This is a genomic window from Streptomyces sp. NPDC001507 (assembly GCF_042894765.1).
Classification (GTDB): Bacteria; Actinomycetota; Actinomycetes; order Streptomycetales; family Streptomycetaceae; genus Streptomyces.
The window spans coordinates 253,000-265,989 of the sequence record NZ_JBIAVV010000013.1; the positions used below are offsets into that span (position 1 = coordinate 253,000).

Annotated in this window: 9 protein-coding genes and 1 pseudogene; 3 read left to right on the forward strand and 7 right to left on the reverse strand. The window is 70.8% G+C overall.

What is annotated here, in order from left to right; all coding sequences use genetic code 11:
• Nucleotides 1–21: 21 nt before the first annotated feature.
• The 3 genes from ACFY0K_RS37255 to ACFY0K_RS37265 all read right to left on the reverse strand — a co-directional run bounded on the left by ACFY0K_RS37255 (nucleotide 22) and on the right by ACFY0K_RS37265 (nucleotide 6,729).
• Nucleotides 22–1,086: a sugar ABC transporter substrate-binding protein gene (locus ACFY0K_RS37255; RefSeq protein ID WP_390643580.1), complete on the reverse strand. Its 1,065-nt coding sequence runs from the start codon at nucleotides 1,084–1,086 to the stop codon at nucleotides 22–24.
• Nucleotides 1,087–1,714: 628 nt separating this feature from the next.
• On the reverse strand, nucleotides 1,715–2,716 hold the full coding sequence (locus tag ACFY0K_RS37260; protein WP_388603622.1) for a helix-turn-helix domain-containing protein: 1,002 nt from the start codon (nucleotides 2,714–2,716) through the stop codon (nucleotides 1,715–1,717).
• 158 nt (nucleotides 2,717–2,874) lie between these two features.
• Nucleotides 2,875–6,729, reverse strand: coding sequence for a S8 family serine peptidase (locus ACFY0K_RS37265; RefSeq protein ID WP_390643581.1), 3,855 nt, complete (start codon nucleotides 6,727–6,729; stop codon nucleotides 2,875–2,877).
• Between the two features lie 460 nt (nucleotides 6,730–7,189).
• On the opposite strand from ACFY0K_RS37265, the pseudogene ACFY0K_RS37270 reads away from it, so the two are divergent.
• Nucleotides 7,190–7,689: pseudogene (locus ACFY0K_RS37270) on the forward strand (DDE-type integrase/transposase/recombinase); the annotation flags it as partial.
• 86 nt (nucleotides 7,690–7,775) lie between these two features.
• Here ACFY0K_RS37270 and ACFY0K_RS37275 read toward each other — a convergent pair.
• A complete protein-coding gene (locus ACFY0K_RS37275; protein WP_382724445.1) occupies nucleotides 7,776–8,237 on the reverse strand; it encodes a GNAT family N-acetyltransferase in 462 nt (153 codons plus the stop codon).
• A gap of 566 nt (nucleotides 8,238–8,803) precedes the next feature.
• On the opposite strand from ACFY0K_RS37275, the gene ACFY0K_RS37280 reads away from it, so the two are divergent.
• On the forward strand, nucleotides 8,804–9,319 hold the full coding sequence (locus ACFY0K_RS37280; RefSeq protein WP_390643582.1) for an NUDIX domain-containing protein: 516 nt from the start codon (nucleotides 8,804–8,806) through the stop codon (nucleotides 9,317–9,319).
• Nucleotides 9,320–9,488: 169 nt separating this feature from the next.
• Here ACFY0K_RS37280 and phoU read toward each other — a convergent pair whose 3' ends face one another.
• Nucleotides 9,489–10,154, reverse strand: coding sequence for a phosphate signaling complex protein PhoU (gene phoU / locus ACFY0K_RS37285; protein ID WP_390643583.1), 666 nt, complete (start codon nucleotides 10,152–10,154; stop codon nucleotides 9,489–9,491).
• Nucleotides 10,155–10,338: 184 nt separating this feature from the next.
• Here phoU and ACFY0K_RS37290 point away from each other — a divergent pair, with 184 nt between their 5' ends.
• Nucleotides 10,339–10,806, forward strand: a complete 468-nt coding sequence (locus tag ACFY0K_RS37290; RefSeq protein WP_390643584.1) for a hypothetical protein — start codon at nucleotides 10,339–10,341, stop codon at nucleotides 10,804–10,806.
• Nucleotides 10,807–10,856: 50 nt separating this feature from the next.
• Here the strand turns inward: ACFY0K_RS37290 and ACFY0K_RS37295 are convergent, their stop codons facing one another.
• Both ACFY0K_RS37295 and ACFY0K_RS37300 read right to left on the reverse strand, forming a co-directional pair.
• The gene (locus ACFY0K_RS37295; protein WP_390643585.1) at nucleotides 10,857–10,985 is read right to left on the reverse strand and encodes a hypothetical protein; all 129 of its coding nucleotides are present in this window, start codon (nucleotides 10,983–10,985) and stop codon (nucleotides 10,857–10,859) included.
• A 149-nt stretch (nucleotides 10,986–11,134) separates the two neighbouring features.
• Nucleotides 11,135–12,982: a stealth conserved region 3 domain-containing protein gene (locus ACFY0K_RS37300; RefSeq protein ID WP_390643586.1), complete on the reverse strand. Its 1,848-nt coding sequence runs from the start codon at nucleotides 12,980–12,982 to the stop codon at nucleotides 11,135–11,137.
• Between the last annotated feature and the right edge of the window lie 8 nt (nucleotides 12,983–12,990).

Below are 12,990 nucleotides of genomic sequence, written 5' to 3' on the forward strand. Positions count from 1 at the left end.
TTGGGTCCCTGACCGGGAAGGTCAGCCGAGGTGGTTGCCCCACAGCGACGTGTCGTCGCTCTTGACGCTGGGAACGCCGCCGTAGGTCCCGCCGTCGGCGGTGACCAGGGGAGCGGAGAGCTGGTCCTCCAGCAGACCGTCACGGACCTGGATGATCGTGCTGTCGTGGTCCGTCTTGCCCGGCTTGAACGTCTTCCCGTCGATCGCGGCCTTGAGGTAGTACAGGGCGTACTTGGCGTACAGGTCGGCGGGCTGGGAGACGGTGGCGTCGATCTTGCCCGCGGCGATGTCCTTGAGCTCCTCGGGGATGCCGTCGTTGGACACGATGAAGACGTGCTTCCTGTCCTTCGGATCCACCAGCAGGCCCTTCTGCTTGAGCACCTGCAGCGTGCCGGACAGGCCGAAGCTGGACTCCATGTAGACGCCCTTGATGTCCGGATTGGCGGTCAGGTCCGTCTGCAGTTTCTGCGCGGCGACCGCGCCGTCCCAGTTCGTGGCCTCGCCGAACACCTTGATGCCGGGGTAGTTCTTCTTCATGCAGTCGTTGAACGCCTCGGTGCGGTCACGGCCGTTGATCGAGTCGAGGCCGCCCTCCAGCATGACGACCTTGCCCTTGCCGCCGAGCTTCGTGCCGAGGAACTGGCATGCCTTCTCGCCGTAGGCGCGGTTGTCGGCCCGCACCACCATGAACACCTTGCCGGTGTCGGGGCGGGTGTCGACGGTGACGACGGGGATCTTCTTCGCCTCCAGCTGGGCCAGGGTCGGCGCGATGGCGGCGGTGTCCTGCGGCGCCATCGCGATGCCCTTGACGCCCTGGCTGATGAACGTCTGCGCGTTGGCGGTGAGCTTGGCGACGTCGTTCTGGGAGTTCGTGGTCTTCAGGGACAGGCCGAGCTGCTTCGCGAAGTCGGGCGTGTACTTGATGTAGGAGTTCCAGAAGTCGGTGTCGGACCGTGGGTAGTCGACGCCCACGAGCGGCTTGTCGCTCGACGAGGCGGAGGTGCCGGAGCCGCTGCTGCACGCGCTGAGCAGCGTCAGCGCACAGACGACGGACGCGGTGGAGCCGAGTGCGGTTCTGATTCTCATGGGTACTTCCTCGCGCTGGTCCCGTAGCGGGGTTGTTACACCGATGCGACGGTTGGGTGTCGCTGACAGAGAGATGGGATGTTTATAGGGTTGGCACGAGGGGATTGTCTAGGGGTCGGGACAAGGTGCCGCAGAAATCCGCCAGAAGGCGCGACCGGAGGCCCACGTCATGGGATGTCAACGAAGGATCCATCCCATCAATGTTGTGAACCTGTGATGGGATGTCTCTTGCGCCCGGATCGCTCGATGGCCGCGCCGGCGCGTGGCTGCGACCCCGTCAGAGCGCGTCCGTGGGCCCGGAATTCGGACGGTACATGTGAGGGCCTTCGATCGAGACGGCGAACTTCGGCGATGCGGACCGCTCCCGCTCGTGCCCGCACGGCCGCGGCCGTGAGCGGACTCGACCCGCGCGAGCGCACGACGCGCGGCTCATGGTTCAAGCGCCCCGCCGACCGGCCGAGTCCGCGACGAGGGCGGAACGCTCCGGCCGATGCCAGGGGGCCCGGGCCCGCCGCCCGGCTGCCGCCGCGACCGGTCCGTACGGGCTGGCCGGCGCCCGGCCGGCCCCGCATCGGACGGTGACCCACCAGGACTGACGGGCAGTCAGTTCGCCTGGGAGCGGCGGGACTCAGAGCCAGCCGCGGCGAGCGGCCTGCCAGGCGAGCTGCATCCGCGTGTCGGCGCCGGCGAGCGTCATCATGTGCTGGATGTGGCGCTGCACGGTGCGCCTGCTCAGCCCCATCTGACTCGCGATGGCCTTGTCGGCGACACCCGCCACGAGCAGCGAGAGCAGCCGGCGGTCGGTCTCGGTCAGCGGGTCGGCGTCGACGACCCCGTCGCTGCCCTCCACCCCGCCGGACGCGCTGACCTTCAGTGGGACCGCGGTCTCCCAGTAGCGCTCGAAGAGCGAGATGAGCGCCTCCAGCAGGCTGCTGCCCCGCACCAGTGCGGCCGTCGCCACCTGGGGACTGCCCTGGGGCCCACCGGGGACCAGCGGGCAGATGGCGATGGCGCGGTCGGCCACGGCCAGGCGCAGCGGCAGGTGCGGGACCGACCGGGCCACCTCACCGGCGCGCACACCTTCCACGACGTTGTCGACGGCCCCCTCGTCGTCGAAGAAGGCCTGCTCGTACAGGACGCGGTAGCGCACCCCGCGGGCGAGGGCGTCGTACTCGGCGCGGTTGCTGCCCGAGGGCATCGCCACGTACTGCGCTTTGCAGAACCAGAGCATCTCGTGGCACGCGTTGTCCTGCATCTGCCGCAGGTGCTGGCGCAGCGCCTCCGCTCCGGTGATGACCTCGATGAGCTGGCCGGGGTCGTGCCTGCGGCGCGTACTGCGGTAGCTGTCGAGGAGGTCGGTGACGGCGGTACGGGCCTTGTCGAGCGCGTCGGCGTTGCGCTGCAGCCGCGGCAGCAGCGCCACGTCGGGCGGTACGGCGGCGTAGTGCAGCGGATCGCGGTCGGTGGGGCTGGCGAGGCCCTTGCCGCGCAGGGCCGCGAGGACGGCCTCGACGGAGTCGCGCGGGAGCCCGGTCCCGTCGGCGATCTCCTGGGCCGACGCGGTCGCGGTCCCGACCAGGAGCCGGTAGACCGTCTCCTCGATCGCCGTGAGACCTGCCGCCTCCAGCATGCCGTGCCCCTCCCTCGCCGCGGCCGGCCCCGAGACGCGGAACGGCCCGTTGAAGTTTGCACCGCGAGTCACCACCGGGCAAGCAAACGGCGGGTGCCGGGGCTTCCGCCCGGGCACCCGCCGTCGTTCAGCCGTTCAGCCGTTGAGCGGGGCCGCCGTCACCGCCCCGAGGAGGGGCCGCGGTGCAGGTAGGCGCGGTCGACCGTCTGCCGCACGGTGTTGCCCGCGGCGTCCACCGCGGTCACCCGCAGGCTGACGTACGCGTCCCCGCGCACCCCCGACGGCCGTTCGACCGCGGCGGTGAACCGCGTGCCGCCGTCCCGCGCGGTGCGGGCGGTGTGCCAGGTACGGCCGTCGTCGTACGACGCCTCGACCTTGAGCGTGACCCCGTGCGGGGCGGCCAGGCCGTCCGGCATCCGTACGTTCAGACCCAGCGTGTGCGACCGGCGCGGACCCACCGCGTTGCGGAGGTCCACCGGCGCGCTGTAGTCGACCTGGAGCAGCGGCAGCAGCGTGGCCGTCGCCGCGGTGTCCGAGGTGAACGTCCAGGACGTCCTGGTGCCGGTGCCGAACTGCCAGTCGGCGGAGGTGCGGGCGGTGGTGAGGTCCAGCCGGTAGCCGGCCTTGCCCGCGGGCACCTCGAATCCGCCCCAGGCCCCGGTGCCGGACTGCGCCACGAGCCGGCCGTCGCGGTACACCTCGGCGTGGGCCACGTCGCTCGGGTCGCCCACCGCGGACACCGCGGCACCGGAGCCGACACCGCCACCCAGCGAACTGGCCTCCGCGAACGACCAGTGGCCGGACTGGGAGTCGGTGAATTCCGGGATGTACAGGGACAAGGTGTCGCCGTTGCGCACCGAGCCGGGCCAGCCCGTCACACCGTGCGGGACCGACGGGCGCACCGGCCCCGCGAACCACTTCTCCGCGGTGTGCTGTCCGGGCCGGTAGGTGTGGGCGGCGTCCTTCATGCCGACGCCCAGCTCGAGGTCGCGGTCCATGACGGTGTCGTGGTGCACGGTGTGGCTCCACAACGTGTCACCGGCCGTCACGTACTCGGTGCGCTGCTGTCCCATCGGCACGTCACGGGTGTACTGGTTCCAGGCGAACTCCTGGTAGGGGCGCCAGCCGAAACGCTGCTCGCTCCCCCAGGCCGAGGCGCCGGTGCGGGTGTAGGCGGCCTTCACCACCGCGCTGTTGCGTTCGCTGACCGTGTACACCAGCTTCTCGGGGACGCGCTGCTGGGACACCTGCATCACGTCGTACAGGTAGGGGCTCTTCACCGTGCCGGAGAAGTCCACCGTGGTGGTGTGCTCACCGGCTCGCTTCAGCAGGTCGGTGCCCTCCGTCGCGCCGGCGCGCATGACCGGCAGCGCGAGGCGGTCGCCCTCCGGCTGCCAGCGGGTCCAGGGGAAGAAACCCTCGGGCATGACGAGCATCAGCGCCTTGGCCCCGGCGTCCGCGGCGGCCTTCGCCAACTCGGCGTCGTTGCCGAAGTCGTAGCGGACGACAGCGAGTTTCCCGCGCACATGGGCGGCCTTGAGGTCCGCGGCGGTGCCCGCTCCGGCGTCCACCGCGGTCAGCCGGACGCCCTTGTCGTCGAAGACCGGAGAGGTCGGCAGGTAGTACGGGACGAAGGGCGCCGAGGTGCCGGACACCTTCGCCCGCAACTGCGGGGCCGTCATCTGCCAGCGCGAGGCGAACTCGAAGGTGCCGTCGGTGACCTGCGCGGTCGGGCTGACGTAGATGCGCTTGGCGACGTCGAAGAACATCACGCCCTGGATCAGGCCGTGGCCCTCGATGCGCCGGTACGTCTGGTAGCTGAGGATCCCCCGCTGCTCGGCGGGCTGGGGCGTGCGGATCCGCACCTGGGTGACCTTGGAGGCGTCCAGCGTCACCGTGGTGTCCTTGGAGACCTTCACCTGCGGGTTGATCACCTCGACCAGTTCCTGGCCGTCCGAGGCGTTGTCCAACGTGCTGAAGTCGACCTGGTAGGTGCCCTCCTCGACGACGGCGACCGCGGGGTCGGCGCTGGTGTACGAGACGAAGCCGTCCTGGCCCCAGATCGTCGGCAGCCAGCCCGGCAGCACCTTGCCCGCGCGGTCCCGGGCGATCACGGTGAGCCGGTGCTGCGGCGCGTGCACGACCAGGGAGAGCGTGGTGTGGGCGAGGACGGTGCCGTCCGCGCCGGTCGCGGTGGCGTAGCCGTAGTAGGCGCCGCGCTTGGCGTCCTTCGGGTCGGTGTACAGCGGCACGTCGGCGGAGGCACCGGGGGCGAGGTGGACGGTGCTCGCGCCGGGCGCGACGACACCGGCCGTCAGGGCGACGCCATCGGAGTTGGCCAGGGCCACGCTCAGCTTCAGGTCCACTGCCTTGTCACCGGTGTTGGTGTAGTGCAGGGTCGCCGACTGCTGCTTGTCGCCGCCCAGCTGGACGGCCGGCAGCAGCACGCTGCCGGTGGCCGTGACCGCGCCCATGGCCGCGGCGACGTCGATCCGGCCGCCGCCCTGCTCGGTCACCTTCGTGCCCGGCACGGTGTGCGCGGTGCTGATCAGCGCGTCCTTCAACTGCTGAGCGGTCCAGCCGGGGTGCTGCTGCGCGATCAGCGCGACGGCACCCGCCACGTGCGGGGTCGCCATCGAGGTGCCGGACGCCGCCGTGTAGTTCGCGTCGACCGGGTCGCCCATGGTGGTGCCGGACGCGCGCGCGGCGACGATGCCGACGCCGGGGGCGGTCACGTCGGGCTTGACGGCCTTGTCGCCGAGGCGCGGACCGCGGCTGGAGAAGGAGGCGAGGGAGTCGTCGCGGTCCACGGCGCCCACCGTCAGCGCGGCGTCGGCCGCACCGGGCGAACCGATCGTGGAGTCCCCGTTCTCGCCCGCGTTGCCCGCCGCGACGACGAAGAGGGTGCCGCCGGAGGCGGACAGCGTGTCGAGGGCCTGGCTCATCGGGTCGGTGCCGTCGGTCGGCTCGTCGGAGCCGAGGCTCATGTTGACGACCTTGGCGTGCTCGGCGGCCGCCCACTCCATGCCGTCGATGACCTGCGACTCCGAGCCGTAGCCGTCGTCGCCGAGCACCTTGCCGATCAGCAGCTCCGCCTTCGGCGCCACCCCCTTGCGGGAACCGGAGGACGCCGCGCCCGTACCGCCGACGATCGACGCCACGTGCGTGCCGTGCCCGAAGTGGTCCACGGTGTTCCCGCTGCCCGAGAAGTCCTTCGCCTCCGCGATCCGGCCCGCCAGATCGGGGTGGGTGGCGTCCACGCCGGTGTCCAGCACGGCCACCTTCACGCCCTGGCCCTCGTACCCGGCCTTCCACGCCGCGGGCGCGTTGATCTGCGCCGTGCTGCGGTCCAGCACCGGCGCGACCCGGCCGTCCAGCCAGACCCGCGGGGTCGCGGCGGCGCGGGCGGTGCCCTCGGCGTCGCCCGGGTTCAGGGCCTTCCAGAAGGCGCCGAGGTCGTCGTCCGCGACGCGCAGCGACCGCGCGCCGATACTGGCGAGGGTCCGCGCCGGGGCCGACGCCTCGTTGAACGCGGCGACCCGGTCCGCGACGGCGGCCGCGGCCTTCTCGCTCTTCGCGGTCGTCCGGGCCACGCCGCCGCGCGGGGAGGCGGAGACGATCAGCGGCAGCGCGGAGGTGCCGGCCTCGTCGTAGCCCTGGGCGATCAGGGTGGAGACGTCGAACAGACGCCGGTCCAGCGTCCCGGCGGCGACCAGGTCCGCGGCGTCCGACGGCAGCACCGTCAGGTCGCCGCCGTCCTCCTGGTACGTGCGGAAGACGATGCCCTCACGACCGGGCCCCGGCTCGACCGAGGCGGCGCGGCGGCCGTCGGCCCCCGGCGACACCGTCACGCGGTCGCCGGTCACCAGGCGTACGGTCACGGGCGGCGCGCCCTGGCCGTCGGCGGGTCGCGCCGCGGTCTCCTGGGGCGTCTGGGCGGAGGCGGCAGGTACGCCTCCGGCGGCCAGCAGCAATCCTGTCGATATCGCCGCCGTCAGGCGGATCCATGCCATCAGCCAAGCACCTCTCGTACAGCTGCGAGTCACGCGATGTCCGACAGAATCTGCTGTGGCGGTGAGCATGTCACTGGCCTCTGGTGTCACACCTGCGACATGTCTCAACGGCGCCACGGCGTGCGGCCGTGGCCCCCGCAAGGTGTCGGCGCGGCATTCCGCCGTGGGAGCGGCGCTCAGGCCGCCGCGCCGCGGATGCCGAGGCGCGCCGACTCCGCCCGCAACGGACGGACTCCGTGACGGGCACGGGACTTGACCGTCCCGCCAGGAACGCCCGGCTGTGCGCCGACGTCCTCGGGCCCGCCCGGCCCACGACGTGGACGCGGACCCCCGCTTCGCGGTGCGCGGGGGCGAGCGCGGGCAGGGCGCCGACCAGGACGGATCGGTCTGCGACGGCGCAGGCATGGTCGCGGACCGGCACGAGCGCGGTGCCCGCGAAGTCGGCGGCGATGACTCCCCCCGGTACGCAGCGGTCGCGGCGGCGGTGACCGACGGCGACGTTGCGGGCCACGCGGGGATCCTCGCTCATCCGGGCAAGCAAAGGTCTATTCGTTCCACATGACGCTGTCGTACCCCCGCGACCCGTTCTGCTGCTTCACCACCAGCCAGGATCTTCAGACCTTCTTCGACTGCCACCGGCGGGCGTTTGCCCACTACGGCGGGGGGCCGACGTCGATCGTCTACGACCGGACCAAAACAGTCGTCCGCCGGGATGTCGCGCCAGGCGAGGCGGTCCCGCTGCATCCGGAAGCGGTGGGCTTCGCCGGCCACTACGACTTCGACGTGCAGGCCGCCTACCGCCCCACCGGCAAGGGCCGGGCCGAGCGCCAGTCCCTGATCGTCCGCGACCACGTGCTCGCCGGACGGCCCTTCTCCTGCGTCGAGGAACGGCAGCTGCGGCATCTCGGCAAGGACTGCCTCGCCGCCTTCGACGGCAACCTCTACTCGGTCCCGGCCCAGGGGTGATGCGCTCTCACCTGGCCGTCGAACAGGGCCAGCGACCGTCCTCGTCGCATGCCATCAACGAGTGGCTATGACCGGCCACATCACGATGGCGCTGCGTAACAGAGGATGGCCACCGTCTGGTGCGGGCTCCACTGCTGCTCGACTATAGCCATCAGCTTCCAGCCCAGCCGCTCATACAGGGCTGCCGCGGCAGTATCGGATGCGACGACGTCGAGTACCGGATGCAGGCCACGACGCCGCGCCTCCTCCACCGCTTGGCCGATCAGCAGCGCACCGATCCCATGTCCCCTGGCCTGCGGGGCAACGAACAGTCTGCCGACCACGGCGGTCATACCCCGCGTCGCCCCGTTCCGCTCACTCCACAACATCGGGGCCAGATCACCTTCGCCGCCGTGCGACAAACTGACATGCCCAATCAGGCGGCCTTCGAGCTCGGCAACCCAGGAGCCCAGCACGGGACCGCGTGACAGCCACTCGCCCGGCCGATCAGGCCAGTTCACCGGATAGCCATCAAGCTGATGGACCTCCGCGAGGACCCGCACACACTCCTCGACATCGCCATCAGCCCTCTGCCGGACGCAGAGGCTCGGCCTGTCATCAGGCACCCCGGAGCTTTCGATGTCCACTCCGGAATAGAAACACAGGCCACAGAGTCACAGCCAGCCACTTTCGACACAGGCCCTGGGCGAGCTGCCAGCGGTTCTTGCGGCCGACCGGGTCGAGCAGTCCGCGGACGCAGTCCTGCATCCGGCGCCTGCCTCCACCCGGAGAAACGGGCTCAGTCCACAGGAAGAGTTCTTCGAGTTCCAGGTCTCAAGCATTCCAGCCGGCCGACGCACGCGTCGAGTGCACCCTCCGGTACCTCCGCACCGGCCTTGGCTGCCACCGCGCGCTGGCACTGCGCGGCCGATTCGATCCGGAAGAGGGTCCCGGAGGAGTCGGACATCACATCCTTGATCATGCAGTCGGTCCTGGCCGCGTCGGCGAGCCGGCCGCAAGCCCAAGACGACCAAAATCTGCAACCCGGCCAATCCAGCAACGTCCTGAGACCGAGTGGGTTTTGGGAACCTGGTGATCAGTGTGAGCGGGGGCTTCCTATCCTGGCTTGATGGCGACACCAGATTTCATCCTCGCGCTGCGAGAGAAGATAGGGAACGACCCGCTGTGGCTGTCAGGAGTGACCGCGGTGGTCCTCAGGGAAGGACGTGTCCTGCTGGCGCAACGTGCGGACAGCGGCGAGTGGACCGCAGTGACTGGAATCATCGATCCCGGAGAGCAGCCGGCGGACGCCGCGGTCCGGGAAGTACTGGAGGAGACCGGCGTCGAGGCAGTTCCTGAGCGCCTGGCGATGGTGAATGTCACCGATCCGGTGGTCTACGACAACGGAGACCACACGCAGTATCTCGACTTGGTGTTCCGGCTTAGCTGGCAGTCCGGTGACCCATATCCAGCCGACGGCGAGAACACTGCCACCCGCTGGTTTCCTCTGGATGCCTTGCCTCCCATGACAGACGACATGATCGCCCGCATCGCCGCTGCTGCAGCCGATGAGGCCGCCGCTCGGTTCGTTGTCTCTCCGCGATCCGGGCACGGTCACCCCGTAGCGGATTCGGCGGCAAGCTGAACGGCCTTCGTAGCCCATGAACCCCACAGCGGAGGGGTGCTTCCCGCCGGCAGCAGAGGTGGTGCGGGGTCTGCCCCCGTCCGGGGAAGGCCCCGCGTTCCGGTTCGGCTGGCGCTTGACGGCCTGCGCACGGTAACCGCACGCGGTCGGGGAACAGCCGCGCGCGTGGTCATGGATGTGTCGCCGCTAGTTCGTCGGCGTGTTCACCGGTGACCAGGAAGACCACGCGGCGGGCGACGGAGACGGCGTGGTCGGCGAACCGTTCGTAGTAGCGGCCGAGCAGGGTGACGTCGACCGCGGTCTCCACCCCGTGGTGCCAGCGGTCGTCCATCAGGTGCTGGAATATCGAGCGGTGCAGTTCGTCGATCCGGTCGTCGTCCTGCTCCATCTGGCGCGCGTCGTCCAGGTCGCGGGTGACGAGGACATCGGCGGCCTGCGCCATCAGACGCTGGGCGAGCTGGCTCATCTCCAGGATGGTGCGGCGCAGGTCCTGGGGTACGGCCTGGGCGGGGTGGCGCAGCCGGGCCAGCTTGGCTACATGCTGGGCCAGGACCGCGCAGCGTTCCAGGTCAGCGCTCATGCGCAGGGAGGTGACCACCACCCGCAGGTCGGTGGCGACCGGCTGCTGGCGTGCCAGGACCGCGACCGCCCGGTCATCCAGGTCACGTTGCAGGTCCTCGACCTTGCTGTGGGCTGAGATCATGCTGTCCGCGAGCTGGAGATCGGCATCCAAGAGTGCGCTGGTGGCCCGGCCCAGGGCGGAACCGACCCGGTTCGCCATGTCCACCAGGGCCTCGCCGATCGAGGCCAGCTCTTCGTGGTACGCCTCGCTCATACGAGCCATGCTCCCCTTTGCCGCCCCCGATGTGCTTCTTTGCCAGAGTCCCACACCCCGCGGGAGCAGGGACAACAGCGTCACGCCGGACGCCAGCGTCTCGCTGCCAGTGCTTTGTCGGTCGCCGGAACCGGCTGGGCCTTCTGTGATCGAATGAGCGCTCAGCTACGGGGAGGATGCCGGCGTGAGCGGCGAGTGCCTTGCGTGCGATCTCATGGAGGGCAGGACCCCGCTGCCGGGTGGGAACCTGTTGCGGACGCGACTGTGGGTTGTCGAGCACTGCGTCGGCCCTCTGGGCCTTGGTGCGGTCGTGGTCAAGCCGGTCCGGCATGTAGTGCACGTAGCCGACCTGACGGCGCAAGAGTCCGTGGAGCTCGGACCTCTGCTGCAGAAGGTGAGCGCTGCGGTCACTGAGGTGATGGGCCCGGAGCAGGTGTATGTATGCCTGTGGTCCCATGCCGGCGGTGTTCCCGGACACATCCATTTCGTCGTGCAGCCCGTCGGCGCAGAAGACATGGCACGGTTCGACGCCTTCGGTCCCGCGCTGCAGGTGGCCATGGGGCAGGCGCGGTGCTTCCCGCCGGCGGTGGAGGTGGAGCGGGTCTGTGTTCGGCTGAGGGAAGCCCTGAGTTCCGGTTCCGCCGGTGCTTGACGGTCTGGGTTCGGTTGCCGCGCGCGGTCGCAGATCCGGCGTGCGCGTGGTCATGGTGGTGTCGCTGTCGGTTCGTCGGTGACCAGGAAGATCACGCGGCGGGCGATGGACACGGCGTGGTCGGCGGACTCGTCCTCCAGACCCCGGCCCTCGTCATCGCCCAGGCGCTCGGCTACCACGACACGAGCACCACCCGCTCGAGCGCCGTCGGCGCTCCCCGCGCGCGACGCCGGACAGTCGTGCGAGGGCAGGGGGGCGAGGAACGTACCTGCGTGCGCACGGCGTCCCGGTGCCGCCTCGCCGGCCGGGCAAGGCCCCGCCGGGCCGTCTACGCCTCGCGGCGCTGTGCTTCCTCCCGTGTGGGCTGGGACGGGATTCTCGTCGTGAGCGGTGTGATGGGGCGGGTGCTGGTGCGGGGGGCTCCTTCGTAGCGGCTCGGGAAGGGGTATTTGCGGTCCAGGAACCTGCGGATGGCCGCCTGGGCAGCCGGTCTGGCCTCCGGGGATGTGTCCACGTCGTTGAGGCAGAAGAAGTCGATGTCCTCGCCGGCCGCGAGGCGGGCCAGACGGCGGTGCATGTCCGGTGTGCCCAGCTGGACGTAGCGGAAGCGGTAGTCGGCGGGGACGGCCCGGCCCGTTGCGATCGCCCAGTGGTGGTGGAGCGTGGATGCCGGAGCGACGTCGGAGGTGGAGCGGAAACGGGAAGAGGACGTCCGTTCGAGTTCCTCGATTCCCAGGCTCTCCATCTCGCGCATCACGGACAGCAGTTGGGGATGCGGGGTGTGCAGCGACTTGTGCGTGATGTGTCTGCCGTGGAAGCGCCTGATCACCTCGCGGGCGTTCTTGCCGGCGGAGTTCGGGGCGGGTTCGAGTGGGTGCGGGGCGCCTACGCCGAGTTTCAGGGGAGACAGGGGGATGCGGGCGATGCCGTTGCCGTGGAAGAAGTGCTCGGGGCGGACCGGGCGGTTGATGAAGACGTCGTCGTTGAAGTAGAGGTAGTGCTCCGACAGGCCCGGGATGTGGTGCAGGCGGCTCTCTATCGCGTGCGAGTTGAAGACCGGGAGCGCGTCGGGCGGCAGGATCTCCCGGTGGTCGATCACCGTCAGGCCTTCCGCCTGCGGGTCCAGCCAGGACGGGATCTGGGAGTCGGTGACCAGGTAGACGTGCCGGACGAACCCGGCGTACATCTCCAGCGAGCGCAGGGCGTACTTCAGTTCGTCATGGCTGGTGTAGCGGGAGGCGCCGGTCTCGCGCGGAGCGATCACGTTGTCGGAGAGTTCCTGGTGGGCCCGGCGCTTCGCGGCCATCGCCGGGTCGTCCCCGTCCACCCAGGTGTACACGGCGTCGACGGGGAACAGCACCTCGTCGATGCCGGGCCCGGCGAACGGGGCGAACGTCGGGACGGTGCGGCGGCGGACCGCCACCGCCGCCGGTTGCCGCGCCGTGAGCGGGAGCACTTCGGCCACGGGGTTGCGGCGCGGGGCGACGAGCGCCGGCCCGAAGACGTCCGGCAGCCGGCTGCCGGGCACGGTGAGCCAGGCGGGATCGGCGCCGCCGGTGCTGCCCCCGGCTGAATCCGAGGGGGCGCCGAGGTCCCGGCCGTGCCGCCAGAACTCGATGTCGCACCCCGTCTCCAGGCCGCTGAGCACCTGTCCTGCCGGGCCGAGGCGCACCACGCCGGTGCGGAGTACGGGGGCCCGCCGCAGTGCCCGGGGCAGTCTGCCGTCGGCCCACAGCACCGCGGTCGTCACGGCGCCGCCCGGTCCGACGGTGCCGACGTACCCGGCGGTGCCGGCGAAGCGCTGGGCGGCCCGGGCGAGGATCGCGCCGCGGTACGTCTCCTCGACGCCGACGACCTGCCGCGGCGCGCCGTGTCCATGGTCGGAGGGGACCAGGAAGTACGGGACGTGCAGCCCTTCCAGGAGGGTGCAGACCCGTTCGAGATCGGCTTCGGTGGCGTCCGCGGCCGTGTAGGCGTCGACCGTACGGCCGTACAGCCGCGTCGGTCCGAAGGTGATCCCGCGCCCGGGGACGGCGGCGCGCAGGCGTCGTCGGGCCCGGGTCGCGCGCAGCGCCCAGAGCCTGGCCGACAGCCAGGCGCGCAGGCGCGCCAGCAGGTCCCGGGCGGCGCGCAGGCCGGCGGGCGCCGTGAACGTGAAGCGGTGACGGATGTCCATGCCCCCCA

Bases quoted from the DNA above. Each gene is read 5' to 3' on its own strand.
- ACFY0K_RS37255 (WP_390643580.1), bottom strand. From the start codon at position 1,086: ATGAGAATCAGAACCGCACTCGGCTCCACCGCGTCCGTCGTCTGTGCG.
- ACFY0K_RS37260 (WP_388603622.1), bottom strand. From the start codon at position 2,716: ATGCTGGAGGCGGCAGGTCTCACGGCGATCGAGGAGACGGTCTACCGG.
- ACFY0K_RS37265 (WP_390643581.1), bottom strand. From the start codon at position 6,729: ATGGCATGGATCCGCCTGACGGCGGCGATATCGACAGGATTGCTGCTG.
- ACFY0K_RS37280 (WP_390643582.1), top strand. From the start codon at position 8,804: ATGGCGACACCAGATTTCATCCTCGCGCTGCGAGAGAAGATAGGGAAC.
- phoU (WP_390643583.1), bottom strand. From the start codon at position 10,154: ATGAGCGAGGCGTACCACGAAGAGCTGGCCTCGATCGGCGAGGCCCTG.
- ACFY0K_RS37300 (WP_390643586.1), bottom strand. From the start codon at position 12,982: ATGGACATCCGTCACCGCTTCACGTTCACGGCGCCCGCCGGCCTGCGC.